Raw genomic sequence first — 23,832 nt, forward strand, 5'->3', positions numbered from 1 at the left:
AGCACCTGCGGCCGCTGTCGGTGCTGAGAGGTACCTTGGAGCCCATGGCCACGCCCACCAAGTCGACCGCGCGCGCGCGCTCGTCGTCGCGAGCGTCGCAGACCTCCGGCGCCACGAAGGCGACCAAGAAGCTGCCCGCACCCCGCCAGCCCGACCCGGTCCGCGAGGGTCCGGGGCCGTTCGTCGCGGCATGGATGGGGCTCGCGCACCTGACCGGCGGCGCGTTCCGGCTCCTGGGCAAGGAGTCCTTGGCGAAAGACGAGCGACGGGACGGCGTGCCGTTCCTGCTCGTCCTGCTCGCGATCGCCGGGGCGGTCGTCGAGTGGCTGAACCCGACCAGCCCCGTCGCGATCGGATTCGACGCCTACACGTTCGGCGGGCTCGTGGGACGCGTCGCCTACGCCCTGCCGGTCATCATGGTCCTCTTCGCGGGCTGGCTCTTCCGTCACCCGGCATCCGTTCACGACAACACGCGCATCGGCATCGGACTCGGCCTCTCGATCGTCTCGATCAGTGCGCTGTGCCACATCTTCGGCGGGCAGCCCGAAGCCGCAGCAGGGCTCCGCGCCCTCGCCACGGGTGGTGGCGTGCTGGGCTGGGTCGTCGCCTCCTGGCTCGTGGCCCTCGCCACCGAATGGGTCGCGGTCCCTCTGGTGGTCGTCCTGCTGGCGTTCTCGCTGCTGATCATCACCAAGACCCCGCCGAACCGCATTCACCGTCGGCTCGGCGAGCTCTACTCCTACCTCTTCGGTGAGACGACCTCGGCGGCGGCCGGGGCCGACGGTGATCCCGACCTCGTCGACCTGGCCGAGTCCGAGTCGCTGCCCTGGTGGCGGCGGAACAAGGATCAGCGCGAGGACGACCCCGCGTACGACACCCCGCTGGTGAAACCGGACGAGTCCTCCTCCACCGACACGCTCGGGCGCCGTCGACGGAAGAAGCCCGTCTTCGAGCCGGGCGTGGACGACGGGGGCAGTGCTGCCGCGGCGGGTGCGGCAGGGGCCGCCGCGCCGACGACGGCTCCGACCGACGTCTTCTCCGCCGACCTCCTCGGCGATCTCGATCGGGCAGAGGACGCCGTCCGTGCCCAGGGGTTCGACGTCCCGTCCGTTCAGCCCACCGCGGCGACCACGGTGCTCCCGGTCGTTCCGTCCGAGCCCGTCGGCGAGAGCGACGCAGCGGCCGACTTCCTGGCGGTCGACCCCGACGAGGCTGCACCTCCCTCTCTCGACGAGGTCGACGACGGTGCCGAGAGCGCCCCGTATCGTCTCCCGGCCGCCTCGAGTCTGTCGGTGGGCGAGCCCGCGAAGGCGCGCAGCGAGGCGAACGACGCGATCGTGGCCGCCATCAGCCAAGTGCTCGACCAGTTCAACGTCGACGCCAAGGTGACCGGCCTCAAGCGCGGTCCGACCGTCACGCGTTACGAGATCGAACTCGGCCCCGGCGTCAAGGTCGAGCGGGTCACCGCCCTGACCAAGAACCTCGCCTACGCGGTGGCCTCCAACGAGGTACGCATCCTGTCCCCGATCCCCGGCAAGAGCGCGATCGGCGTCGAGATCCCCAACACCGACAAAGAGATCGTCGCCCTCGGCGACGTCCTGCGGTCCTCAGCGGCGAGCAAGAGCGTCCACCCGCTGACCATCGGCGTCGGCAAGGACGTCGAGGGCGGCTACGTCGTGGCCAACCTGGCCAAGATGCCGCACCTCCTCGTGGCCGGCGCCACCGGGTCGGGCAAGTCCAGCTTCATCAACTCGATGATCACCTCGTTGTTGATGCGCGCGAAGCCGACCGACGTCCGCATGGTGCTGATCGACCCCAAGCGGGTCGAGCTCTCGATCTACGCCGGCGTGCCGCACCTGATCACGCCCATCATCACGAACCCCAAGAAGGCCGCCGAGGCCTTGCAATGGGTCGTCAAAGAGATGGACATGAGGTACGACGACCTCGCCAGCTTCGGCTTCCGACACATCGACGACTTCAACCGTGCCGTCGTCGGCGGCGAGATCGTCCTCCCCGCCGGCAGTCAGCGCAAGCTCAAGCCGTACCCCTACCTCCTCGTGGTCGTCGACGAGCTGGCCGACCTCATGATGGTGGCTCCGCGCGACGTCGAGGACAGCATCGTCCGCATCACCCAGCTCGCCCGTGCCTCCGGAATTCACCTGGTCCTCGCCACGCAACGCCCCTCGGTCGACGTCGTGACCGGACTCATCAAGGCGAACGTCCCCTCCCGGTTCGCGTTCGCCGTCTCGAGCGTCACCGACTCGCGGGTGATCCTCGACCAGCCCGGGGCCGACAAGCTCATCGGTCAGGGTGACGGGCTGTTCCTCCCCATGGGTGCCTCAAAGGCCATGCGCGTCCAGGGCGCCTGGGTGCAAGAGAACGAGATCGCCCAGGTCGTGGCCCACGTCACCCGCCAGGCGCGTCCCGACTATCGTCCCGACGTCGCCGCGGTGGTCGAGAAGCGCGAGATCGACGGTGACATCGGTGACGATCTCGAGCTGCTCCTCGCGGCGGCCGAGCTCGTGGTCAGCACACAGTTCGGTTCGACGTCGATGCTCCAACGCAAGCTGCGCGTCGGGTTCGCCAAGGCCGGCCGCCTCATGGACCTCATGGAATCGCGCGACATCGTCGGTCCGTCCGAAGGGTCGAAGGCTCGCGACGTGCTCGTCACGACCGAGCAGCTCCCCGGCGTGCTCGCGAAGCTGCGCGGCGGTGACGCGGCCCCCGAGACCGGCGCCGGTCGCACCTCCTCGGGTTCGGCCTCCGCCTCGCGGGGCGACGCCGGAGACTACGACGGCGACCCGGTCGAGGCCATGACCCGTGGGTACGCGGAAGACGACGACGCCGGAAGCGAAGACGCCTGGCACCTGACGGGCAGGGAGTAGACCGTGAGCCACGACGACGCCGCCGCCCGCCCGCCCGCCCCGCGTTCGGCCTTCTCGTTCCGCGGACGGGTGGCCTCGAAAGGGCCCGGGCCGGCCAGCACCGCCAACATCGCGAACGTCATCACGGTCGTCCGCATCCTCATGGCCCCGTTGTTCATCGCCTGGTTGCTGATCGACGACGGGGCGGATGGTTCGCTCCGTGTCTGGGCTGCTGTGTTGTTCGTCGTGGCGATCCTGACCGACAGCCTCGACGGCATGCTGGCCCGTGGCCTCGACCTCGTGACCGACTTCGGCAAGATCGTCGATCCGATAGCCGACAAGGTGTTGATCGGCGGAGCGCTCGTCTCGCTCACGATCCTGGGCGAGCTGCCGTGGTGGGTCACCGCTCTCATCCTCGTCCGCGAGGTCGGCATCACCGTCTACCGTTTCGCCGTGCTGCGTGATCGTGTGATCCCGGCGTCCCGCGGCGGCAAGGTCAAGACGGTGCTGCAAGCGGTCGCGGTCACCCTGGCACTCTTCCCCCTCTGGAACGTCGTCGGCGAAGGCATGCACTGGGTCAACGGCGTGCTGATGACCGCGGCAACGGTCGCCACCCTCGTCTCCGGGGCGGACTACATGCGCGTCGCGATGAGGCACGGGCGGGCCGCCGCGTGACCACGGCTGCCGACCTCGTGGCCGAGTTGACGAGCAGGGGTCTCACGGTCGCCGTCGCCGAGTCCCTGACCGGCGGCGCCCTGGTCGCCGAGCTCGTGTCCGTGCCCGGGGCCTCGGCCGTCGTCCTGGGAGGGGTGGTCGCTTACCAGACGGAGCTCAAGCACACGCTGCTCGGCGTCGATGCAGGACTGCTCGCACGACACGGGCCGGTGCATCCCGACGTGGCCGCGTCCATGGCCGTCGGGGTACGGGACCGGCTGACGACGGGCGGCCACCCGGCCGACATCGGGCTCGCGACCACCGGCGTCGCCGGCCCCGCCCCCCAGGGCGGACACGCACCGGGAACGGTCTTCGTCGGTCTGGCGGTACCCGGTGACGTCCGCGTCGCCGAGCTCACGCTCGCGGGCGACCGGCAGGCCATCCGAAACGCCACGGTCTCCGAATCCCTCACAGCACTCGATCGATGGCTGGTCGAGACGAGGGAATAGCCGGCGTTTCGGTCTCGTTACATCTCTCGAGTTCACAACAGGTGCACAGTCCCCGATGGCTACAGTCGTGGTCAGTCGGTCCGAGCACCATCCGCCGTCCCCCATCTGCAACCATCCCGTCAGATGGGTCGTCCCCGAAGGAGGGTCCCATGGTCCTGGTACGTCAAGAAATCGGCGACGTCCTTCGCGACTTCCGTCTGCAGAAGGGTCGCACGCTCCGTCAGGTCGCGAGCAAGGCCAGCGTCGCCCTCGGCTACCTGAGCGAGGTCGAGCGGGGCCAGAAAGAAGCGAGTTCAGAGATCCTCGCTTCCGTCGCGGACGCCCTCGAGACGCCCATCTCGGTCATCATGCGCGAGGTCGGTGACCGCATGGCCGTCATCGAGGGGCTCAACCCGATCCCCGACACCCTTCCGGACGACCTCGTCGCCGAGTTCGACTCCGACCTCGCGGTCCGCTGACCTTCCGTCATCGCCACGAACGCCCCCGGCTCGCGCCGGGGGCGTTCGTCGTCCGGGGTACCCTCGTCTGATGCGCAAGAGCGAGTTCGCCCGGGCCGTCGAGGACGAGTTCGGAGAAGCCTACGGTCGGGTGGTCACCCGGGACCTCGTCATCCAGTCGCTCGGTGACAGGACCGCCGACCAGGCGATCGCGCAGGGGGAATCGCCCCGCGACGTGTGGCTCGCACTCTGCGAGGCCGAGGGCGTCCCGGAGTCCCGTCGGTACGGTGTCGGGCTGCCCGAGCCGACGAGCTGAGCCGCTGCTCGCTCGGGCGTGTGTTCGACACGCCGGAGGCGATGGGTCGAACACGTGTTCGGACGGGTGGTAGCGTCCTCCACAAGGACGTCGACGATCGAGTTCTGCACGTCGGGCAGTCACCGCCACCGCGATGTCGGGGGTGGCCCGTAGCGTTTCTCGCATCGACGTCCCGCGTCACCGGCACCTGCCGGCGACACCAGCCTTGTCGTAGCGACGACGACCCTGCACCACCGGTCGACGTCGACGCGACAGCCTACAGGCGCACGGACGACCACCACGAAGGAGAAAGACATGCCCTCAGCCGAAAACCGCGAAAAGGCCCTCGAGACGGCTCTCGCCCAGATCGACCGACAGTTCGGCAAGGGCGCCGTCATGCGCCTCGGCAGCGACGAGCGTGCTCCCGTGGCGGTGATCCCGACCGGCTCGATCGCTCTCGACGTCGCTCTCGGCATCGGTGGCATCCCCCGTGGCCGCATCGTCGAGATCTACGGTCCCGAGTCGTCGGGTAAGACGACCCTGACCCTGCATGCCATCGCCAACGCGCAGCGCAACGGCGGCATCGCCGCCTTCATCGACGCCGAGCACGCCCTCGACCCCGAGTACGCCAAGAAACTCGGCGTCGACATCGACGCCCTGCTGGTGTCGCAGCCCGACACCGGCGAGCAGGCGCTCGAGATCGCCGACATGCTGGTCCGTTCGGGGTCGATCGACCTCGTCGTCATCGACTCGGTCGCAGCCCTCGTACCGCGTGCCGAGATCGAGGGCGAGATGGGCGATTCACACGTCGGTCTGCAGGCTCGCCTCATGTCTCAGGCGTTGCGCAAGTTGACCGGTGGGCTCAGCCAGACCGGCACCACGATGATCTTCATCAACCAGCTGCGCGAGAAGATCGGTGTCTTCTTCGGTAGCCCTGAGACGACGGCCGGCGGAAAGGCGCTCAAGTTCTACGCGTCCGTGCGTCTCGACATCCGCCGCATCGAGACCCTGAAAGACGGTACCGACGCGGTCGGCAACCGCACTCGCGTCAAGGTCGTCAAGAACAAGATGGCGCCGCCCTTCAAGCAGGCCGAGTTCGACATCCTCTACGGTGTGGGCATCTCGCGTGAGGGCAGCCTCATCGACTTCGGTGTCGAGCACGGTATCGTCCGCAAGTCGGGTGCCTGGTACACGTACGACGGCGACCAGCTCGGTCAGGGCAAAGAGAACTCGCGGAACTTCCTCATCAAGAACGCAGCCATCGCTCAAGAGATCGAGCAGAAGATCCTCGCCAAGCTCGGAGTCGGCGGTGCCAAGCCCGTCGAGGCACCCGTCGAATCGATCGAGGCGAAGATCGCCGCTCGAAAGGGCGCATGACGTCGCGCGACGACGACGCCGCAGGGGCGGGTCCGACTGACGACAGCAGGCGGCTCGCGCCGGTCACGCCCCTCTTCGGTGCTTCGACCGGATCGCCGTCGTCCGACGCGAGGGTGGATACTGCGGCCCCGGATGGCCCGTCTCACGGTACCGAAGCCGTCCTGACGGCCATCAGCGCCCACTGGGTGGGCGACGCGTCCCCGCTGGCTTCGGAGGCCGACCACCCGTCTGCCCGAGGTTCTCGGGCGGGCGCGGCCGGGCGTCCCAAGGCGACCGGGTTCGACGATGAGTCCGACGGTGGGCCGGAGGACCGAGAAGCGCAACAGCGACGGGCGGAGAACGTCAGTCTGCATGCCCTCTCGCGCCGCGGTGTGTCCTCGTTCGAGATGGAGAAGCTGCTCCGCTCTCGCGACCTCGACGAATCGGTCGTCGCCGACGAGATCGCTCGTCTCGAGCGGGTGGGTCTCCTCGACGACAGCGAACTCGCCGCGACCCTGGTCCGGTCGAAGCAAGAGCGCAAGGGGCTGGGCCGCGGGGCTGTCACGTCCGAACTCCGCGCCCGCGGCATCGACCCGTCGATCATCGACGAGGCCCTGTCCGACACGGACGACGACGAAGAGCAAGAACGTGCCGACGAATGGGCTCGCAAACGGGCCGGTTCGTTGCGCGGGCTCGACCGCGAGACGGCCGAGCGTCGCCTGAACGGGTATCTGATGCGCCGCGGCTACCGCTCCGAGGTCGTACGCCGTGCCATCGAGAAGGCCCTGCCCCGGGGTGGCAGCGGTCGCGGCGGCGTCCGCTTCGAGTGATCGGCTCGGGGGTGGCGGCGATCTACACTGAGTCACCATGACGACGGTCGCCACCACCCGCATCCCCTCGGCCGTCGACGGCCCGGCCCGCACGTACGAGGTCCGTACCTTCGGGTGCCAGATGAACGTCCACGACTCCGAGCGGTTGAGTGGTTCGCTCGAGGCGGCCGGCTACGTGGCCGCCGACGGAGCGGAGGCCGACATCGTCGTCATCAACACCTGCGCAGTGCGTGAGAACGCCGACAAGAAGCTCTACGGCACGCTGGGGACCCTCGCCGGCCTGAAGAAGAAGCGCGAAGGCATGCAGATCGCCGTCGGCGGGTGCCTGGCTCAGAAAGACAAAGACGTCATCCTCGACAGGGCGCCGTGGGTCGACGTGGTCTTCGGTACGCACAACATGGGTGCCCTGCCGACACTGCTCGAACGCGCGCGGCACAACGACGAGGCTCAGCTGGAGATCCTCGAGGCGCTCGACGTCTTCCCTTCGACCTTGCCGACCAAGCGCGACTCCACACACAGCGGTTGGGTCTCGATCTCGGTCGGCTGCAACAACACCTGTACTTTCTGCATCGTCCCCTCTCTTCGGGGCAAGGAGAAGGACCGCCGACCCGGCGACATCCTCGCCGAGGTCCAGGCGCTCGTCGACGACGGTGCCGTCGAGGTGACGCTGCTCGGGCAGAACGTGAACTCGTACGGTGTCGAGTTCGGCGATCGGTTCGCCTTCGGCAAGTTGCTGCGGGCCGTCGGGGCGATCCCCGGGCTCGAGCGGGTGCGCTTCACCAGTCCGCACCCGGCGTCCTTCACCGACGACGTCATCGCCGCCATGGCCGAGACGCCCGCCGTGATGCCGCAGTTGCACATGCCCCTGCAGTCGGGGTCCGACCGAGTGCTGCGGGCCATGCGGCGCAGCTACCGCAGCGAGAAGTTCCTCGGCATCATCGACCGTGTGCGCGCGGCCATGCCCGACGCCGCCATCAGCACCGACATCATCGTCGGATTCCCCGGCGAGACCGAGGACGATTTCGCCGAGACCCTCCGGGTCGTCGAGCGGTCCCGGTTCGCATCGGCCTTCACGTTCCAGTACTCGGTGCGCCCCGGGACGCCCGCGGGCGACATGGCCGAGCAGATCCCGAAGGCCGTCGTCCAAGAACGGTTCGAGCGCTTGACGGCGGTGCAGGACCGCATCTCGGCCGAAGAGAACCGTCTCCGGGTCGGCCGTCCCGTCGAGGTCCTCGTGGCCACCGGCGAGGGGCGGAAGGATGTCTCCACGCACCGTCTTTCGGGTCGTGCCGAAGACAGCCGTCTCGTCCACTTCGAGGTACCGACGGGTGGTGCCGTCCCGCGACCCGGCGACGTCGTCAGCGTGAGGATCACCGACGCCGCACCGTTCTACCTGCTCGCCGATGCGATTGAAGGGCCGAAGTCCCTCTACGAGGTCCGTCGCACGCGCGCGGGCGACGCCTGGGACGCCGCGCAGGCCGCTTCGTGCGGGGTGCCGTCCGGGGGCGACGCGACCCGCGCCTCCTCGACCCGGCCGGCGAGGGTGAGCCTCGGTCTGCCCACGCTGCGGGTGGCGACGACACCGATCTACAGCACGACCGACGACCTCCGCTGACGTGCTGGTCGCGATCGTCGGGGCGACCGGCACAGGGAAGTCCGCCTTCTCGCTGGACCTCGCCGAGGCACTGTCGGCCCGGGGCGAGACGGTCGAGATCGTCAACGCGGACGCCATGCAGCTCTACCGAGGAATGGACGTCGGTACGGCCAAGCTGCCGTTCACCGAGCGGCGAGGCATAGCGCATCATCTCCTCGACGTCCTCGACGTCACCGACGAGGCGAGCGTCGAGTGGTATCAGCGCGAAGCCAGGGGTCTCATCGACGGCATCGTGGCGCGCGGGGCGGTGCCGGTCCTCGTCGGTGGGTCCGGGCTCTACGTCTCGAGCGTGTTGTTCGACTTCCGGTTCCCCGGCACCGACCCCGCGATCCGGAGTGGTTACGAGGCGATCGCGGACGAGCGAGGGGCAGGGGCACTGTACGAGTTGCTGCGAGAGCGTGATCCGGCGTCCGCGACGTCGATCGGGCCTTCCAACGCCCGGCGTCTCGTCCGGGCGCTCGAGGTCGGGGACCTCACCGGACGCCCCCTCTCGGGAACGCTGCCCGAGAAATCGTCGCCGTGGCGGCCGTCGAGCGTTTTCGGTGTGGCCGAGGAGCGACCCGTGCTCGTCGAACGTCTCGACCGACGCGTCCACGAGATGTGGCGAGACGGTCTCGTCGACGAGGTACGGCGTCTGCTGCCTCTCGGGCTCGAGCGAGGGGTCACGGCGAGTCGGGCGATCGGCTACGCGCAGGCCGTCGCGCAGCTCCGGGGCGAACTCAGCGAGGGCGACGCCATCGATGCCACGGCGGCCCTCACCCGTCGCTACGCCCGCCGCCAGGCGAGCTGGTTCCGCCGGTACGACGACGTCGAGTGGTCCCGCTCGGGCGACGCCCAGGCGATCGACCGGGCCGTGGCTAGGATTCTGGGGTGACCACCACGCTGCAGTTCACCAAGGGGCAGGGCACGGGCAACGATTTCGTCCTGTTCACCGATCCCGATGCGGGCACCGACCTGAACCCCGCCATGATCCGGGCCCTGGCGGACCGGAGGTTCGGGGTGGGTGGTGACGGGGTCATCCGTGCGGTCCGCACGGCGGCGTTGTCCACCGAGGCGGGCCTGCTCGAGACCGAGCCGCGCGCCGAGTGGTTCATGGACTACCACAACGCCGACGGCAGCCCTGCCGAGATGTGCGGCAACGGCATCCGTGTCTTCGCGCGCTACCTCCTCGAGCGAGGGCTGGTCCAGCTGGGCGAGGACGACGTGCTCGTCGTCGGCACGCGGGCCGGCGCGCGCGAGGTGCGTCGCGACGGCACGGGTTTCCGCGTCGACCTGGGGCCGTGGAGACTCGGCGACGACGATCCGGTCGTCCGAGCGCGAGAGTTGCACGCCGCACGCCCCGGGCTGCCGATCTCGGTGGGCAACCCCCATGTGGTGGTCGCACTCGCCGGTGACGACGAACTGGACGGTCTCGACCTGACCTACGTGCCGATCGTCGACCCGGCCCCGGCCGACGGGGCGAACGTCGAATTCGTGGTCCCGGCCGATCCGCTCGTGGTCGACGGGCTCGGTCGCATCCGCATGCGCGTCCACGAACGCGGCAGTGGCGAGACCCTCTCGTGCGGCACCGGAGCGGCAGCGGCCGCGCTGGCGACGCGGTACTGGGCAGGAGCCTCGGCACCCGAGGCCTGGTTGGTCGAGGTTCCCGGCGGCGTCGTCGGCGTGTCGGTCAGCCATCACGCCGATGGCGAGCACGTCTCGCTCAGCGGGCCGGCCGAACTGGTCTTCACCGGCGCGCTCGAGCTCTGAGCCTCGGCGGGCGCGGCGTCCGGGTCTCGGCGAAGAGTCCGATCAGCCGGCGTCGGTGAGACGCTCGGCGCGCAAGATCCGGTATCCCTTGCTGGTGGAGGCGCGGGTCACGTCCACGACGTCGGCCATGGTCTCGTTCATCCAGCGCTGGAGGGAGTCGGCCCCCAAGTTCTTCTGCACGACCAGCCACGCGTCCGACCCCACGTCGAGGCGGGGGAGCCACCGTTCGAGCAGGGAGTGCAGTTCGGCCTTGCCGACCCGGATCGGCGGGTTCGACCAGATCGTCGCGAAGCGCAGGCCGTCGGGAACACCGTCGGGGGTCACGGCGTTGACGTTCTCGAGGCCGACCGACCGCGCGTTCTCGCGCACGAGGTCGAGCACTCTCTCGTTCACGTCGACGGCCCAGACCGTCGCGTCGGGTGACGACAACGCGAGGCTCAGTGTGATGGGGCCCCAGCCGCACCCGACGTCCAGCAGATGGCCCGCCCTCGGCGGCGTCGGCGTGCCCGCCAGCAACACCGAGGTGCCGGGGTCCACGCGGCCCGGGCTGAAGACGCCCGCGGCCGTGGTGAGCGTCAACTCACGCCCCGCGAGGACGACGTCGATCGTCCTGGGCTTGGCCGCGCTGCCGGGCTGGGGTGAGAAGTAGTGCTCGCTGGCCATGCTCGCCAACCTACCGAACATCCGCAGGGGCATCGTTCCCTGCTCTCCGCACACCGAAAGGGTTAGTATCACCCCGATGACAGACCACACCACGACACCGCTCGACTCCGAGCGGAACGACCAGCCCGACGACGTCGTCGCGCGCGTCCTCGATCGTGCGGCCCAGAGGGCCTCCGGTTACACCGTCTTCTCGCCCGCCCAGGCCATCCAGACGCGCTCGCTTCACGACGGGAGCGGCTCCGACGGTGACCAGTCGGAGCGCGACGATCGCCAGGCCCTCCGCCGCGTCGCAGGCCTCTCGACCGAACTGCAGGACGTCACCGAGGTCGAGTACCGCCAACTGCGCCTCGAGAACGTCGTCCTCATCGGCGTGTACTCGCAGGGTTCGATGTCCGACGCCGAGAACTCCCTGCGTGAGCTCGCCGCCTTGGCCGAGACGGCGGGCGCCGTCGTCCTCGACGGGCTGCTGCAGCGACGACCGAACCCCGACCCGAGCACGTACCTGGGCAAGGGCAAAGCCGAAGAGCTGCGGGGAACGGTCGCAGCCCTCGGTGCCGACACCGTCATCGCCGACACCGAACTGGCCCCCAGCCAGCGTCGCGCCCTCGAGGACGTGGTCAAGGTGAAGGTGATCGACCGCACCGCCGTGATCCTCGACATCTTCAGCCAGCACGCCAAGAGCCGCGAGGGAAAGGCGCAGGTCGAACTGGCCCAGCTCGAGTACCTCCTGCCGCGCCTCCGCGGTTGGGGCGAGTCGATGTCGCGCCAGGCCGGTGGGCAAGTCGGAGGCGCGGGTGCCGGTATGGGCAGCCGCGGGCCCGGTGAGACCAAGATCGAGCTCGACCGGCGCCGCATCCACACCCGCATGGCCCGGCTCCGCAAGCAGATCAAAGAGATGAAGCCCGCCCGCGATGCCAAGCGGGCCAACCGTGACCGCAACGAGGTGCCCACCGTCGCCATCGCCGGGTACACGAACGCCGGGAAGTCCAGTCTCCTGAACCGGTTGACGAGTGCGGGCGTCCTGGTCGAGAACGCGCTGTTCGCGACCCTCGACGCGACGGTCCGCAAGAGCGTGACGGCGGACGGCCGTCCCTTCACGTACGCGGACACCGTCGGATTCGTGCGCAACCTGCCGCACCAGCTGGTCGAGGCCTTCCGGTCGACGCTCGAAGAGGTCGAGGCGTCCGACGTGATCGTGCACGTCGTCGACGGGTCGCACCCCGACCCTGCCGCACAGCTCGCCACCGTCCGCGACGTCATCGCCGAAGTCGACGGTCGTGACATCGCCGAGATCGTCGTCTACAACAAGAGTGACCTCGTCGACGACGACCAGCGTCTCGTCCTGCTCGGGCTCGAGCCGACGGCGGTCTTCGTCTCGGCACGGACGGGCGAGGGAATCGACGAGCTGCTGGCTCGCATCGCAGCCGTCCTGCCCGAACCCGAGATCGAGCTCGACCTGTTGGTGCCGTACGACCGGGGCGACGTCGTCTCCCACCTCCACGACTCAGGCCGCATCGTCAGCACCGACTACGAAGAAGAAGGCACACGGGTCCACGCCCGTGTGTACCCGAGCGACGTCGCCGGGCTGACGCCGTACATGGCTCCCGTGGGCGTGGGGCGCTGACGCCGGGCCCCGCACCGTCGAACGACGAAGCGCCGACCACCTGTGGTGGTCGGCGCTTCGTCGTCCTCGGGGCGGATCGCCACCGCGGGCAGGGGATCAGACGGAGCGCAACACGGCGACGACCTTGCCGACGATCTGTGCATGGTCGCCGACGATGGGCTCGAACGCGCTGTTGCGGGGAAGCAACCAGGTGTGGCCGTCTCGCTGGCGGAAGACCTTGACGGTCGCTTCGTCGTCGAGCATGGCCGCGACGATGTCACCGTTCTCGGCGTCCTGCTGCTGCCGTACGACGACCCAGTCCCCGTCGCAGATGGCCGCGTCGATCATCGAGTCGCCGACCACCCGCAACATGAACAGTTCGCCCTTGCCGACGAGTTGACGCGGTAGGGGCATCACGTCCTCGATCTGCTGCTCGGCCGTGATCGGGATGCCGGCGGCGATCCGTCCCACCATGGGGACGTGAGCCGTGTCGCCGTCGTCACTCGTGGTGAAGACCGTGGCCGGAGCCACCGCCGGGGCCGTCGCGTCCACGAGGACCTCCAGGGCTCGGGGACGGTTCGGGTCACGGCGGATCTTGCCGGCGAGTTCGAGCTGGTTCAACTGGTGCGTGACGCTCGACAGGGACTTGAGGCCGACGGCGTCGCCGATCTCGCGCATGCTGGGGGGATACCCGCGGTGGCCGATGCTCTCGGTGATGGCGGCGAGGATCGACGCTTGCTTCGCCGTCAACTCCTTGCGGGGGAGGACGCCGGGATCGAGCTGACGGGGGGCGTCGGGGGCCGCCTGCGGGGTGCGCTTCGGGTCGCTCATGGGTCTCCTGCCGTCGATGTCGGTGGTCCCTGTTTGACTCCTACCACCGATCGAAACCGTATCCGATCAGGCGGTGTCGACAAAACACATGTTCGAGTGTGTCGCGTTCTCGCTCGCAGATCGACACCGATTTAGACCTGAATTACCCATCACAGGGGTTGAAAGCACCGGCAATCGAATGTATGTTCGGAACACGTCTTCGTGTCCGGCATTCCCGGCCGAGTGCCGGGCACGAACTCGTCCCCTGTCTTCCACGGTGAAAGGACCACCTCATGAGCGTCACCTCAGCATCAGCAGTTGCGTCCCCCGTCGACTCGACCCGAGTCGTGCGCACGCGTCTGCGCATCACCCGGCGGGGCCGCGCGGTCGTCGCCGCGCTCGTGGCGGTCCCGCTCGTCGTCGTGGCAGGCGCGCTCGTCCTCAACGGCGGCGGCGCGGTCGCGTCCGACACGACTGGTGCCACCGAGTTCCAGCACGTGACCGTCGACGGTGGCGAGACGCTCTGGCAGGTCGCGTCAGAGATCGACCCCGACGCCGATCCTCGCGACGTCATCGCCGACCTCGTCTCGCTCAACAATCTCCCGAGCGCCGAGGTCTCCGCCGGTCAGAGCCTCGCGGTCCCCGCTCAGTACGCTCGCTGAGGCGTCGTCGTCGACGAGGTGAGCGGTCCGGCCCTCAGGCATCGTGTCTCCTCGATGGCGACAGCCCCGACACATCGTCGGCCCGCCCGTACGATGGTGGGGTGTCCTTCAGTCTCGACGACCTGCCCATCCGTGACGATCTCCGGAGATTGACGCCGTACGGCGCTCCCCAGAAGAAGGTCCCGGTCGCTCTCAACGTCAACGAGAACACGCATCCCATTCCCGAAGACGTCGCACGTGACATCGTCGAGTCGGTGGCCCGGGCGGTCCTCGACGTCAACAGGTACCCCGATCGCGAGTTCACGACACTTCGCGACTCGCTGGCTGCTTACCTCGGGCACGATCTGACCCGCGACAACATCTGGGCGGCGAACGGCTCCAACGAGGTCATCCAGCAGCTCCTCCAGGCCTTCGGTGGCCCGGGCCGCTCGGTCCTGGGGTTCCCTCCCACCTATTCGATGCACTCGATCATCGCCACGGGCACCGGCAGCCGATGGGTCGAGGGGCGTCGTGACGAGGGGTTCCGCATCTCGCCCGAGACCGCGGTCTCCGAGATCGAGCGCACCCGTCCCGACATCGTCTTCTTCTGCGGACCGAACAACCCCACGGGCACCCCTCTCGACCTCGCCACGATCGAGGCTGCCTACGACGCGACGGACGGCATCGTCTTCGTCGACGAGGCCTACGCCGAGTTCATGCCGGCCGATCAGCCGACGGCACTGACCCTCCTGGCGGGCCGCGAACGGCTGGTCGTGTCCCGCACGATGAGCAAGGCGTTCGCGTTCGCCGGTGCCCGGGTCGGCTACCTGGCCGCGCACCCGGCCGTGGCCGACGCGTTGCGTCTCGTGCGCCTCCCGTACCACCTCTCGTCCCTGACGCAGGCGGCGGCCGTCGCCGCGCTCTCGCACGCGAGCGAGATGCTCGCCATGGTCGACGACATCAAGGCCCAGCGTGACCGCATCGTGCACGAGTTGACCGAGCTCGGGTACGAGCCGTGGCCCACCTGGTCGAACTTCGTCCTCTTCGGTGGGGTCGACGATCCGACCGACGTCTTCGAGCGTCTGCTCGAACGGGGCGTCATCGTCCGCAACCTCGGCATCCCGAACCACCTGAGGGTCAGCGCGGGCACCGAGGCCGAGACCACCGCGTTCCTCGAGGTGCTCCGCGACATTAGGCTCTCTTCGTGACCGACGTGACCGAGACGACCCGTGCCTCCCGTACCGCCTCCCTCTCGCGCGAGACGAGCGAGTCCAGCATCACGCTCGCCCTCGACCTCGACGGTTCGGGCCGATCGACGGTCGACTCGTCGGTGCCGTTCTTCGACCACCTCCTGACGGCGTTGTCGAAGCACTCCCTGATCGACCTCGAGGTCGCCGCCAAGGGCGACACGCACATCGACGTCCACCACACCGTCGAAGACATCGGCATCACGTTCGGCACCGCCTTGAAGCAGGCGCTCGGCGACAAATCGGGCATCTCGCGCTACGGTGACGCGCTCGTCCCGCTCGACGAGGCCCTCGTGCAGGCGGTCGTCGACGTGTCGGGGCGTCCGTACCTCGTGCACACGGGTGAGCCAGAGGGCTTCGAGTACCACCTCATCGGCGGGCACTTCACCGGCTCGATGGTCCGGCACGTCTTCGAGGCGATCACCTTCCACGCCGGCATCACCGTGCACGTCCGTGTGCTGGGCGGGCGTGATCCGCACCACATCGCCGAGGCCGAGTTCAAGGCGTTCGCCCGGGCGCTCCGTCAGGCCGTCCAGCCCGACCCGCGCGTCAGTGGCATCCCGTCGACGAAGGGCGCCCTGTGACCGGCGCCCGTCCCTCCGTCGTCGTCCTCGACTACGGCAGCGGCAACGTCCACTCGGCCGTCAAGGCCCTCGAGCTCGCGGGTGCCGACGTCGAGCTCACGTCCGATCGTGCCCGGGTGCAGGCGGCCGACGGCCTCTTCGTCCCCGGTGTCGGCGCCTTCGCGGCCGTCATGAGCCAGCTCGAGTCCGTTCGCGGTGGTGAGCTGATCGACCGACGGTTGGCCGGCGGGCGTCCGGTCATGGGCATCTGCGTCGGCATGCAGGTCTTCTTCGAGGGCGGCGTCGAACGCGGCAACAGCACCGGTGGCCTCGGGGCGTGGCCCGGCGTGGTCGACGAACTCAAGGCCGACGTCCTGCCCCACATGGGCTGGAACACCGTCGACGTGCCCGAGGGCAGTGTGCTGTTCGACGGCGTGGCCGACGAGCGGTTCTACTTCGTCCACTCGTTCGCCGCGCAGGAGTGGTCGCTCGACGTGATCCGTCCCTTCACCGAGCCGCACGTGACCTGGGCCGACCACGGTGGCCGTTTCGTCGCCGCCGTCGAGAACGGCCCGCTCTGGGCGACGCAGTTCCACCCCGAGAAGTCGGGGCAGCCGGGCATCCGGTTGCTCTCGAACTGGCTCGGCACCCTCTGACCCCGACGCGACCGACCCGATCGCGCCTCCTGACCCTGCGGTGCCCCGGCGCCGTGAGAGAGACGACATGAGCGAGTTCTGCACCACCCCCGCCCTGACCCTGTTCCCCGCCGTCGACGTGGCGGGTGGTCAGGCCGTGCGCCTGACCCAGGGTGAGGCCGGCAGCGAGACGAACTACGGCGACCCGGTCTCGGCAGCCGACGACTGGGCGAGCCAGGGCGCCGAATGGCTGCATCTGGTCGACCTCGACGCCGCCTTCGGGCGCGGTGACAACCGCGCCGTGATCAAGAGGGTCATCAAGCAGGTCAAGGGCGTCAACGTCGAGCTCAGCGGGGGCATCCGCGACGACAAGTCCCTCGAGGACGCGTTGAGCACCGGCGTGAAGCGCATCAACCTCGGCACCGCGGCCCTCGAGAACCCCGAATGGGCCGCCCACGTCATCGCCGAGTACGGAGAGGCGGTGGCCGTGGGGCTCGACGTCCGCGGCACCACGCTGGCGGCGCGGGGCTGGACCGAAGAGGGCGGCGATCTCTGGACCGTCCTCGCCCGGCTCGAAGAGGCCGGCTGTGCGCGCTACGTCGTGACCGACGTGACGAAGGACGGCACGCTCCAGGGTCCCAACGTCGACCTGCTGCGTCAGGTGATGGAGCACACCGATCGTCCGGTGATCGCCTCGGGGGGGATCTCGAGCCTCGACGACCTCGTGGCTCTGCGTGAGCTCGTGCCGCAGGGACTCGAGGGCGCCATCGTCGGCAAGGCGCTCTACTCGGGAGCCTTCACCCTCGGCGCAGCCCTCGACGTCGCGTCGAACTGATGACCACCGCGCCGGGCGGACCGGGGCACGCACACGACGATCCCGGCCACGGCCGTGACAGCGCCGGGCGGCCGTGGGCCGGTCGCACCTTCGACCATCACGACACGGCGCACGCCGGCGACGACGGGTCCGCGGACCCGCACCTGCTCGACGCCCTCCTCGGGTTCCGCGAGGGGCGGCTCGGAGAGAGCGAGGTCGTCGACGCCCTCCGCCCGGCGCGCCTGCTCGTGCCGCTGGTCGCCGTGGCGGGAGACGAAGGTCACGACGACCACGGTCGCCGCATCGACAAGACGCAGGAGCTCTCCATCGTCACGGTCTCCGGTCCGGACGGCCGGGACGTGTTGCCGGCCTTCACCTCGGTCGAGACCTTGACGCGGTGGCGTCCTGCTGCCCGGCCGGTGCCGGTGGAGGCTCGGCGCGTGGCCCTCGCGGCCGCCTCGGAGTCGACCGACCGCATCGTGATCGACCCCGGATCGATCACCGAGTTCGGTCTGCGCCGTCCGGCCGTCTGGGCGGTCGCGCAAGACCTGCCGTGGGTGCCGAGCCATCATGACGAGGACGTCCTGCGCGCGTTCCTCGACGCGTCACGCGACGAGGAGGCGCTGGTCAGCCTGGTCGTCGCGCCCGGTTATCGAGACGCCCGACTCGGTGCGCCCGAGATCGTCGTCCAGCTGGGCGTGGCGCGCGGTCTGGACCGCGACGCCCTGCAAGCGCTGCTGCAGCGACTGCAGGCGGCCTGGGCCGCCGATCCGGTGATCGCCGACCGGGTCGACAGCATGTCGGTGAAGGTCGTCCCGGGCTGAGGAAGAGCCGTCCGTCGGGGCGCGGGAGCCGGATGGCCCCTGGGCGCGCGGGTCACGGGACGCGTGGATCTGGCGACGCACCGATCAGGGGAGGCGCGGGCCTGGGGACGCGCGGTTCAGGCGACGACGCTCGGCTCAGTTGACGGGGCCGGTGTACTTCTCGCCGGGGCCCTGGCCGATCGCGTCGGGGATGGCCGACGCCTCACGGAAGGCGAGTTGCAGCGATCGCAGGCCGTCGCGGAGCGCCCGGGCGTGCTGGTCGCCGATCTCGGGTGCGCTGGCGGTCACGAGTCCGGCGAGGGAGGTGATGAGCTTGCGGGCCTCGTCGAGGTCGGTCTGTCGCTGCGGGTCGTCGGCCAGGCCGACCTTCACCGCGGCAGCGCTCATCAGGTGGACGCACACGGTGTTGATGACCTCGACCGCGTTGACGTCGGCGATGTCGCGGGCGGCGTCGTCGCCGAAGTGCAGATCGTCCTCGAACCGCGCCGTCGCGGGGGAGGTGTCGAGCGACGTGGCGGGTGCCGGATCGCCGAAGCGGGCGTCGGGAATGGGTGCGTCGTCGGGGGAGTGGCTCACGAACTGATCCTCTGCTAAACTCGTCCAGGCTCGGAGCGTCTGCTCCGTGCGAAAGTGGAGATTCTCCCACCCGCGCTTGACCGTTAGACAAGGTTACCGGGTTGTTGGCACCCCGTTCGATCAGCACCACCGTTCCACCTGGTTCCTCGTCAGAGGCATCGGGCAGACGGCGATCGAGCAGCCAGGGTGCGGTGTGATGCGTCGTCAGACGGTGCGCGCACGAAACTCCTCTTTCTCTGGTGAGGCCGTCCGGCCCCGCCAGATGCAGAAATGACGACAGAGGAGTTCCGCATCAGCGATCCCCGTACGAACGACCGTATCCGCGTCCCCGAGGTCCGCCTCGTCGGGCCCGCAGGTGAGCAGATCGGCGTCGTTCCCATCGCCATGGCCCTGCGTCTCGCCGCAGAGGCCGAGCTCGACCTGGTCGAGGTGGCCCCCAACTCGAAGCCTCCCGTGGCCAAGATCATGGATCACGGAAAGTTCAAGTACGAGGCTGCGCAGAAGGCGAAAGAAGCCCGTCGCAACCAGGCGAACACGATCCTCAAAGAGGTCCGTTTCCGCCTGAAGATCGACAAGCACGACTACGAGACGAAGCGCAAGCGCGCCGAGGGCTTCCTCCAGGGCGGCGACAAGGTCAAGGCCATGATCCTGTTCCGTGGTCGCGAGCAGTCGCGTCCCGACCAGGGCGTCCGCCTCCTCCAGCGCTTCGCCGAAGACGTCTCCGAGTGGGGCAGCGTCGAGTCGACACCCACCATCGACGGCCGCAACATGGTGATGGTCATCGGCCCGCACAAGAACAAGTCCGAGGCCAAGGCCGAGGCAGAAGCTCGCAAGGCGGCCAACAAGCCGCCGAAGCACCCGACGTCCGACGAGGTCCCGGCCGATGCACCGGCCGAGCGACCGACAGAAGAAAGTAAGTAAGACATGCCCAAGCAGAAGACCCACTCCGGCGCCAAGAAGCGCTTCAAGGTCACCGGTTCCGGCAAGATCATGAAGCAGCAGGCCGGTATGCGCCACAACCTCGAGGTGAAGAGCGCCAAGCGCAAGGCTCGCCTGAACCAGGACCAGGTGCTCGCTCCCGCCGACGCCAAGGTCGCCAAGAAGCTTCTCGGTCACTGACCGCTGACACGAACGTAGAGGAACAAGAAAATGGCAAGAGTCAAGAGAGCGGTCAACGCCGCCAAGAAGCGTCGCGTCATCCTCGAGCGTGCCGAGGGTTACCGCGGTCAGCGTTCGCGCCTGTACCGCAAGGCCAAAGAGCAGGTCACGCACTCGCTCGTCTACTCGTACCGTGACCGTCGTGCGCGCAAGGGCGAGTTCCGTCGTCTGTGGATCCAGCGCATCAACGCCGCGTCGCGTGCGAACGGCCTGACCTACAACCGCCTCATCCAGGGTCTGTCCCTGGCCGGCGTCGAGGTCGACCGTCGCATCCTGGCCGAGCTGGCCGTCAACGAGCCCGCCACGTTCGCGTCGCTCGTCGCCACCGCCAAGGCCGCGCTGCCCGCCGACACCTCGGCCCCCAAGGTCGCCGCGTAGTCGCACCCGCACCACCCTCGAGGCCCGACGGCCCGACACCCATCCCGGTGTCGCCGTCGGGTCTCGTGCGTCCGCGGCAGGCGATGGTCCTCGTGCGGCATCATGGACGGGTGCCCCACGACTCCCTGCTCGACAATCCCCGTTCACCCCGAGTCCGGGCGGTGGCCAAGCTCTCGAAGCGCGACGCTCGCACCGAGACCCGCACGTTCCTGCTCGAAGGGCCGCAGTCGGTCGGTGAGGCCCTGGCCTTCCGGCCCGAGCTGATCGTCGAACTCTTCGGCACCCCGACCGCTCTCGAGCGTTACCCCGAGGTGGCGGTCGCCGCCGACGCGGAGGGCATCGACGTCCAGTTCGTCACCGAGCCGGTGCTCGAGGCCATGGCCGACACGGTCACGCCGCAGGGCATCGTCGCCGTCTGTCGGCAGTTCCCCACGTCGGTGAAGGACGTCTTCGCGGCCGAGCCGAAGCTCGTCGTGATCCTCGAAGAAGTCCGCGACCCCGGCAACGCGGGCACCATCATCCGGGCAGCGGACGCCGCGGGCGCCGACGCCGTCATCATGACCGGTCGCAGCGTCGACCTCTACAACCCCAAGGTCGTCCGGTCCACGACGGGTTCGCTGTTCCACGTGCCGGTCGCCGTGGGCGTCGAGTTGCCCGCGATCGTCGACCGGTGTCGTGAAGCCGGCCTCCAGGTGCTCGCCGCCGACGTCAAGGGAGACGACCTGCTCGCCGCCCGCACCGAGGGCGTGCTCGCCGAGCCGACCGCCTGGCTCTTCGGCAACGAGGCCCGAGGTCTCACCGACGCGGACCTCGCGCGTGCCGACCGCGCCCTGGTCGTGCCCATCTACGGTCACGCCGAATCGATGAACCTCGCGACGGCGGCCTCGGTGTGCCTCTACGAGAGCGCCTTCGCCCACCGCAGCTAGCGCCTCCTCGTCCGGCAAGAGGCGCGGGTCGGGCCGTGCGCTCTCGTCGCGGTGGGACGCGTCGTTTCGTTTTCATTAAAAATCCACTGTGAATTTGACCCCGACCTGGGGGTCTGTTTGTGTGGGCGCATGGAACCCCTCGTCGTGGTCGACCACGTCAACAAGCACTTCGGTGACCTCCACGTCCTGAAGGACATCACCACGACGGTGGGCAAGGGCGAGGTGGTCGTCGTGATCGGCCCGAGCGGTTCGGGCAAGTCGACCCTCTGCCGGGCGATCAACCGCCTCGAGACCATCGACGACGGCGTCATCACGATCGACGGCACGCGTCTGCCCGAAGAAGGCGCGGCTCTCGCCCGCCTGCGCGCCGACGTCGGGATGGTGTTCCAGAGCTTCAACCTCTTCTCCCACAAGACCATCCTCGAGAACGTCATGCTGGGCCAGCTCAAGGTGCGGAAGCGCACCAAGGCCGAGGCGCGCGAGCGGGCGATGCAGTTGCTCGAGCGGGTCGGCGTCGCGAACCAGGCCGACAAGATGCCGTCCCAGCTCTCGGGCGGGCAGCAGCAGCGTGTCGCGATCGCCCGGGCACTGGCGATGGACCCCAAGGTGATGCTCCTGGACGAGCCCACCAGCGCACTCGACCCCGAGATGATCACCGAGGTGCTCGACGTCATGGTGCAGCTCGCGAAGGACGGCATGACGATGATCGTCGTCACCCACGAGATGGGGTTCGCGCGCAAGGCCGCCGATCGCGTCGTCTTCATGGCCGACGGTCAGATCGTCGAGGAGGCGACGCCCGAGAAGTTCTTCACCGACCCCCAGTCGACCCGCGCCCAGGACTTCCTCGCGAAGATCCTCACGCACTGAGCGGGCGCGGCCGAGTCCGCGACCCGTTCCCCGGCACCCGAACAGCCGGCCCACGACACCCGATCGCCGCCCGGCGTCCGGGTCACCCAGCAAGGAGATCAGAATGCGACTCAGCAAGGGATTCGTCGCCGTAGCCGCAGCAGCCGCCGTGGTCCTCGGCCTCACGGCATGCACCGACTCGTCGGCCCCGGCCGTCGACGTCGAGACGCCGGCCGACTTCGCCGAAGGCAGCACCATGGCCCGCCTCGCCGACGCCGGTGAGATCACCATCGGCACCAAGTTCGACCAGCCGCTGTTCGGCCTGGCCAACCCCGACGGCGTGCCCGAGGGCTTCGACGCCGAGATCGGCAAGCTCGTCGCCGCGAAGCTCGGCATCGAAGCCGACAAGATCACGTGGGTCGAGACCGTCTCGGCCAACCGCGAGCCGTTCATCCAGAACGGCCAGGTCGACCTCGTCATCGCGACCTACACGATCAACGACGATCGCAAGAAGGTCGTCTCGTTCGCTGGCCCGTACTACACGGCCGGTCAAGACCTGCTCGTGCTCGACGGCAACCCCGAGGGGATCGAGTCCGCCGACGACCTGGCCGGCAAGAAGGTCTGCACCGTCAGCGGCTCGACCAGCGAGAAGAACGTGGCCGAGTACACCACCGACATCCTCGCGACCGACACGTACTCGAACTGCCTCGAGCCCCTCCGCACCGGTGCGGTGTCGGCCGTGACGACCGACAACGTCATCCTGGCCGGCCTCGCCGACCAGAACGAGGGCGAGTTCGAGGTCGTGGGGGAGACCTTCACCGAAGAGCCCTACGGCATCGGTCTGGCACTCGACGACACCGACTTCCGCATGTTCGTGAACGACACGCTCCAGGAAGCCGAGGACGACGGCACCTGGGACGAGCTGTGGGAGAAGACCGCGGGCAAGGTGCTCGACACCCCAACGCCCCCCACGATCGACCGCTACTGACACCGCTCGGGCACCCGGGGCGACCAGCCCCGGGTGCCCGCGTCCTGCCCCGACCGAAGGACCCTGTTGAACCCCTTGGACGTCATCCCCGGCTTCGACGCCGTGACCGACAACTGGCCCCGTTTCTGGGACGGCTTCGTCACGACGCTCCAGCTGCTCGTTCTGTCGGGCCTCGGGGCCCTCGTGATCGGTTTCTTCGTCGCGGCACTGCGCATCTCGCCCGTGGCGTCCTTCCGCACGTTCGCGACGGTCTACACCGAGGCTCTGCGCAACATCCCGCTCACGCTCGTGCTCTTCTTCTGCGCCTTCGTCCTGCCGTACCTCGGAGTCGACTTCGGCACGTACTTCCCGTTGGCCGTCATCGGCTTGACGGCGTACACCTCGCCGTTCGTCGCCGAGGCCATCCGGTCGGGCATCAACGGGGTCCCCGTCGGGCAGGCCGAGGCGGCGCGCAGCATCGGGCTCGGTTTCGGCCAGACGCTCGGCCACGTGATCCTCCCGCAGGCCATGCGCATGGTCGTGCCCCCGCTGATCAACGTCTTCATCGCCCTCACCAAGAACACCTCGGTGGCCGGTGGTTTCTTCGTGGCCGAGCTCTTCGCCGCGGGACGCTACATCGCGAACGATCGTGGTGACGCCGTCATCACGACGCTGCTCGCCGTGGCGTTCTTCTACCTGCTCGTCACCATCACGCTCGGCCGTCTCGCCGCCGTGGTCGAGAAGAAGGTCGCAGTCCTCCGATGAGCACCTCCGTCCTCTACGACGCCCCGGGGCCGAGGGCCCGCCGCACCTCGCGGATCATCTCGGTGGTC

General features: G+C 68.9%; 27 protein-coding genes. 24 read left to right on the plus strand and 3 right to left on the minus strand.

The window, feature by feature from the left end; all coding sequences use genetic code 11:
- Window positions 1-44: 44 nt before the first annotated feature.
- The 10 genes from SZ60_RS13430 to dapF all read left to right on the plus strand — a co-directional run bounded on the left by SZ60_RS13430 (window position 45) and on the right by dapF (window position 10,348).
- Window positions 45-2,885, plus strand: coding sequence for a DNA translocase FtsK (locus tag SZ60_RS13430; RefSeq protein WP_043596677.1), 2,841 nt, complete (start codon window positions 45-47; stop codon window positions 2,883-2,885).
- Between the two features lie 3 nt (window positions 2,886-2,888).
- Window positions 2,889-3,539 (plus strand): CDP-diacylglycerol--glycerol-3-phosphate 3-phosphatidyltransferase, encoded by a 651-nt coding sequence (gene pgsA / locus SZ60_RS13435; RefSeq protein ID WP_052505405.1) that lies wholly within the window; start codon window positions 2,889-2,891, stop codon window positions 3,537-3,539.
- Window positions 3,536-4,027, plus strand: coding sequence for a CinA family protein (locus tag SZ60_RS13440; RefSeq protein WP_043596679.1), 492 nt, complete (start codon window positions 3,536-3,538; stop codon window positions 4,025-4,027). The genes pgsA and SZ60_RS13440 overlap by 4 nt, the downstream gene beginning before the upstream one ends.
- 149 nt (window positions 4,028-4,176) lie before the next feature.
- Complete coding sequence (locus SZ60_RS13445) at window positions 4,177-4,485, plus strand: helix-turn-helix domain-containing protein (protein ID WP_043596680.1); 309 nt, start codon at window positions 4,177-4,179, stop codon at window positions 4,483-4,485.
- Between the two features lie 70 nt (window positions 4,486-4,555).
- On the plus strand, window positions 4,556-4,780 hold the full coding sequence (locus tag SZ60_RS13450) for a DUF3046 domain-containing protein (RefSeq protein ID WP_043596682.1): 225 nt from the start codon (window positions 4,556-4,558) through the stop codon (window positions 4,778-4,780).
- Between the two features lie 294 nt (window positions 4,781-5,074).
- Complete coding sequence (gene recA, locus SZ60_RS13455; protein WP_043596683.1) at window positions 5,075-6,136, plus strand: recombinase RecA; 1,062 nt, start codon at window positions 5,075-5,077, stop codon at window positions 6,134-6,136.
- Window positions 6,137-6,522: 386 nt separating this feature from the next.
- Window positions 6,523-6,945 (plus strand): regulatory protein RecX, encoded by a 423-nt coding sequence (locus SZ60_RS17550; RefSeq protein ID WP_171007291.1) that lies wholly within the window; start codon window positions 6,523-6,525, stop codon window positions 6,943-6,945.
- 37 nt (window positions 6,946-6,982) lie between these two features.
- Entirely contained in the window at window positions 6,983-8,560 is a 1,578-nt protein-coding gene (gene miaB / locus SZ60_RS13465; protein ID WP_043596685.1) for a tRNA (N6-isopentenyl adenosine(37)-C2)-methylthiotransferase MiaB, read from the plus strand.
- Window position 8,561: 1 nt separating this feature from the next.
- Window positions 8,562-9,473 (plus strand): tRNA (adenosine(37)-N6)-dimethylallyltransferase MiaA, encoded by a 912-nt coding sequence (miaA, locus tag SZ60_RS13470; protein ID WP_043596687.1) that lies wholly within the window; start codon window positions 8,562-8,564, stop codon window positions 9,471-9,473.
- The gene (gene dapF / locus SZ60_RS13475; protein ID WP_043596689.1) at window positions 9,470-10,348 is read left to right on the plus strand and encodes a diaminopimelate epimerase; all 879 of its coding nucleotides are present in this window, start codon (window positions 9,470-9,472) and stop codon (window positions 10,346-10,348) included. The genes miaA and dapF overlap by 4 nt, the downstream gene beginning before the upstream one ends.
- Before the next feature lie 42 nt (window positions 10,349-10,390).
- Here the strand turns inward: dapF and SZ60_RS13480 are convergent, their stop codons facing one another.
- Window positions 10,391-11,011 (minus strand): class I SAM-dependent methyltransferase, encoded by a 621-nt coding sequence (locus SZ60_RS13480; protein ID WP_043596691.1) that lies wholly within the window; start codon window positions 11,009-11,011, stop codon window positions 10,391-10,393.
- 76 nt (window positions 11,012-11,087) lie between these two features.
- Here SZ60_RS13480 and hflX point away from each other — a divergent pair, with 76 nt between their 5' ends.
- Window positions 11,088-12,635 (plus strand): GTPase HflX, encoded by a 1,548-nt coding sequence (gene hflX, locus SZ60_RS13485; RefSeq protein ID WP_043596692.1) that lies wholly within the window; start codon window positions 11,088-11,090, stop codon window positions 12,633-12,635.
- A 96-nt stretch (window positions 12,636-12,731) separates the two neighbouring features.
- Here the strand turns inward: hflX and lexA are convergent, their stop codons facing one another.
- A complete protein-coding gene (gene lexA / locus SZ60_RS13490) occupies window positions 12,732-13,445 on the minus strand; it encodes a transcriptional repressor LexA (RefSeq protein ID WP_043596694.1) in 714 nt (237 codons plus the stop codon).
- A 272-nt stretch (window positions 13,446-13,717) separates the two neighbouring features.
- Between lexA and SZ60_RS13495 the strand changes: the two genes are divergently transcribed.
- From SZ60_RS13495 to SZ60_RS13520, 6 genes are all read left to right on the plus strand, one after another.
- Window positions 13,718-14,086: a LysM peptidoglycan-binding domain-containing protein gene (locus SZ60_RS13495; RefSeq protein ID WP_043596696.1), complete on the plus strand. Its 369-nt coding sequence runs from the start codon at window positions 13,718-13,720 to the stop codon at window positions 14,084-14,086.
- A gap of 101 nt (window positions 14,087-14,187) precedes the next feature.
- Window positions 14,188-15,273, plus strand: a complete 1,086-nt coding sequence (locus SZ60_RS13500; RefSeq protein WP_043596698.1) for a histidinol-phosphate transaminase — start codon at window positions 14,188-14,190, stop codon at window positions 15,271-15,273.
- 5 nt (window positions 15,274-15,278) lie between these two features.
- Complete coding sequence (gene hisB, locus SZ60_RS13505; RefSeq protein ID WP_043596741.1) at window positions 15,279-15,896, plus strand: imidazoleglycerol-phosphate dehydratase HisB; 618 nt, start codon at window positions 15,279-15,281, stop codon at window positions 15,894-15,896.
- The gene (gene hisH / locus SZ60_RS13510) at window positions 15,893-16,531 is read left to right on the plus strand and encodes an imidazole glycerol phosphate synthase subunit HisH (RefSeq protein WP_043596699.1); all 639 of its coding nucleotides are present in this window, start codon (window positions 15,893-15,895) and stop codon (window positions 16,529-16,531) included. The genes hisB and hisH overlap by 4 nt, the downstream gene beginning before the upstream one ends.
- A 67-nt stretch (window positions 16,532-16,598) precedes the next feature.
- Window positions 16,599-17,345 (plus strand): bifunctional 1-(5-phosphoribosyl)-5-((5-phosphoribosylamino)methylideneamino)imidazole-4-carboxamide isomerase/phosphoribosylanthranilate isomerase PriA, encoded by a 747-nt coding sequence (priA, locus tag SZ60_RS13515; protein ID WP_043596701.1) that lies wholly within the window; start codon window positions 16,599-16,601, stop codon window positions 17,343-17,345.
- Window positions 17,345-18,148 (plus strand): SseB family protein, encoded by an 804-nt coding sequence (locus tag SZ60_RS13520; protein WP_043596702.1) that lies wholly within the window; start codon window positions 17,345-17,347, stop codon window positions 18,146-18,148. The genes priA and SZ60_RS13520 overlap by 1 nt, the downstream gene beginning before the upstream one ends.
- Window positions 18,149-18,283: 135 nt before the next feature.
- Here SZ60_RS13520 and SZ60_RS13525 read toward each other — a convergent pair whose 3' ends face one another.
- Window positions 18,284-18,616: a DUF1844 domain-containing protein gene (locus SZ60_RS13525; protein WP_043596743.1), complete on the minus strand. Its 333-nt coding sequence runs from the start codon at window positions 18,614-18,616 to the stop codon at window positions 18,284-18,286.
- Window positions 18,617-18,994: 378 nt separating this feature from the next.
- Here SZ60_RS13525 and infC point away from each other — a divergent pair, with 378 nt between their 5' ends.
- The 7 genes from infC (at window position 18,995) to SZ60_RS13560 (ending at window position 23,764) form a co-directional block, all read left to right on the plus strand.
- Entirely contained in the window at window positions 18,995-19,645 is a 651-nt protein-coding gene (infC, locus tag SZ60_RS13530; protein WP_082060163.1) for a translation initiation factor IF-3, read from the plus strand.
- 3 nt (window positions 19,646-19,648) lie between these two features.
- Entirely contained in the window at window positions 19,649-19,843 is a 195-nt protein-coding gene (gene rpmI / locus SZ60_RS13535) for a 50S ribosomal protein L35 (RefSeq protein ID WP_043596704.1), read from the plus strand.
- Window positions 19,844-19,873: 30 nt separating this feature from the next.
- Complete coding sequence (gene rplT / locus SZ60_RS13540) at window positions 19,874-20,260, plus strand: 50S ribosomal protein L20 (protein WP_043596706.1); 387 nt, start codon at window positions 19,874-19,876, stop codon at window positions 20,258-20,260.
- A gap of 125 nt (window positions 20,261-20,385) precedes the next feature.
- On the plus strand, window positions 20,386-21,186 hold the full coding sequence (locus tag SZ60_RS13545) for an RNA methyltransferase (RefSeq protein ID WP_043596747.1): 801 nt from the start codon (window positions 20,386-20,388) through the stop codon (window positions 21,184-21,186).
- Between the two features lie 129 nt (window positions 21,187-21,315).
- Window positions 21,316-22,053: an amino acid ABC transporter ATP-binding protein gene (locus tag SZ60_RS13550; RefSeq protein WP_043596708.1), complete on the plus strand. Its 738-nt coding sequence runs from the start codon at window positions 21,316-21,318 to the stop codon at window positions 22,051-22,053.
- A 103-nt stretch (window positions 22,054-22,156) separates the two neighbouring features.
- Window positions 22,157-23,020 (plus strand): glutamate ABC transporter substrate-binding protein, encoded by an 864-nt coding sequence (locus tag SZ60_RS13555; protein ID WP_043596710.1) that lies wholly within the window; start codon window positions 22,157-22,159, stop codon window positions 23,018-23,020.
- Window positions 23,021-23,095: 75 nt separating this feature from the next.
- A complete protein-coding gene (locus SZ60_RS13560; RefSeq protein WP_043596711.1) occupies window positions 23,096-23,764 on the plus strand; it encodes an amino acid ABC transporter permease in 669 nt (222 codons plus the stop codon).
- The last annotated feature ends 68 nt before the right edge of the window (window positions 23,765-23,832 follow it).

This window comes from Frigoribacterium sp. MEB024 (assembly GCF_000878135.1).
Taxonomy (GTDB): Bacteria; Actinomycetota; Actinomycetes; order Actinomycetales; family Microbacteriaceae; genus Frigoribacterium.

What these genes read in the sequence shown, in the direction of transcription:
- SZ60_RS13430 (WP_043596677.1), top strand. Translation starts at nt 45, where the DNA reads ATGGCCACGCCCACCAAGTCGACCGCGCGCGCGCGCTCGTCGTCGCGA.
- SZ60_RS13445 (WP_043596680.1), top strand. Translation starts at nt 4,177, where the DNA reads ATGGTCCTGGTACGTCAAGAAATCGGCGACGTCCTTCGCGACTTCCGT.
- SZ60_RS13450 (WP_043596682.1), top strand. Translation starts at nt 4,556, where the DNA reads ATGCGCAAGAGCGAGTTCGCCCGGGCCGTCGAGGACGAGTTCGGAGAA.
- recA (WP_043596683.1), top strand. Translation starts at nt 5,075, where the DNA reads ATGCCCTCAGCCGAAAACCGCGAAAAGGCCCTCGAGACGGCTCTCGCC.
- SZ60_RS17550 (WP_171007291.1), top strand. Translation starts at nt 6,523, where the DNA reads ATGGAGAAGCTGCTCCGCTCTCGCGACCTCGACGAATCGGTCGTCGCC.
- miaB (WP_043596685.1), top strand. Translation starts at nt 6,983, where the DNA reads ATGACGACGGTCGCCACCACCCGCATCCCCTCGGCCGTCGACGGCCCG.
- SZ60_RS13480 (WP_043596691.1), bottom strand. Translation starts at nt 11,011, where the DNA reads ATGGCCAGCGAGCACTACTTCTCACCCCAGCCCGGCAGCGCGGCCAAG.
- hflX (WP_043596692.1), top strand. Translation starts at nt 11,088, where the DNA reads ATGACAGACCACACCACGACACCGCTCGACTCCGAGCGGAACGACCAG.
- lexA (WP_043596694.1), bottom strand. Translation starts at nt 13,445, where the DNA reads ATGAGCGACCCGAAGCGCACCCCGCAGGCGGCCCCCGACGCCCCCCGT.
- SZ60_RS13495 (WP_043596696.1), top strand. Translation starts at nt 13,718, where the DNA reads ATGAGCGTCACCTCAGCATCAGCAGTTGCGTCCCCCGTCGACTCGACC.
- priA (WP_043596701.1), top strand. Translation starts at nt 16,599, where the DNA reads ATGAGCGAGTTCTGCACCACCCCCGCCCTGACCCTGTTCCCCGCCGTC.
- SZ60_RS13520 (WP_043596702.1), top strand. Translation starts at nt 17,345, where the DNA reads ATGACCACCGCGCCGGGCGGACCGGGGCACGCACACGACGATCCCGGC.
- infC (WP_082060163.1), top strand. Translation starts at nt 18,995, where the DNA reads ATGACGACAGAGGAGTTCCGCATCAGCGATCCCCGTACGAACGACCGT.
- rpmI (WP_043596704.1), top strand. Translation starts at nt 19,649, where the DNA reads ATGCCCAAGCAGAAGACCCACTCCGGCGCCAAGAAGCGCTTCAAGGTC.
- rplT (WP_043596706.1), top strand. Translation starts at nt 19,874, where the DNA reads ATGGCAAGAGTCAAGAGAGCGGTCAACGCCGCCAAGAAGCGTCGCGTC.
- SZ60_RS13550 (WP_043596708.1), top strand. Translation starts at nt 21,316, where the DNA reads ATGGAACCCCTCGTCGTGGTCGACCACGTCAACAAGCACTTCGGTGAC.
- SZ60_RS13555 (WP_043596710.1), top strand. Translation starts at nt 22,157, where the DNA reads ATGCGACTCAGCAAGGGATTCGTCGCCGTAGCCGCAGCAGCCGCCGTG.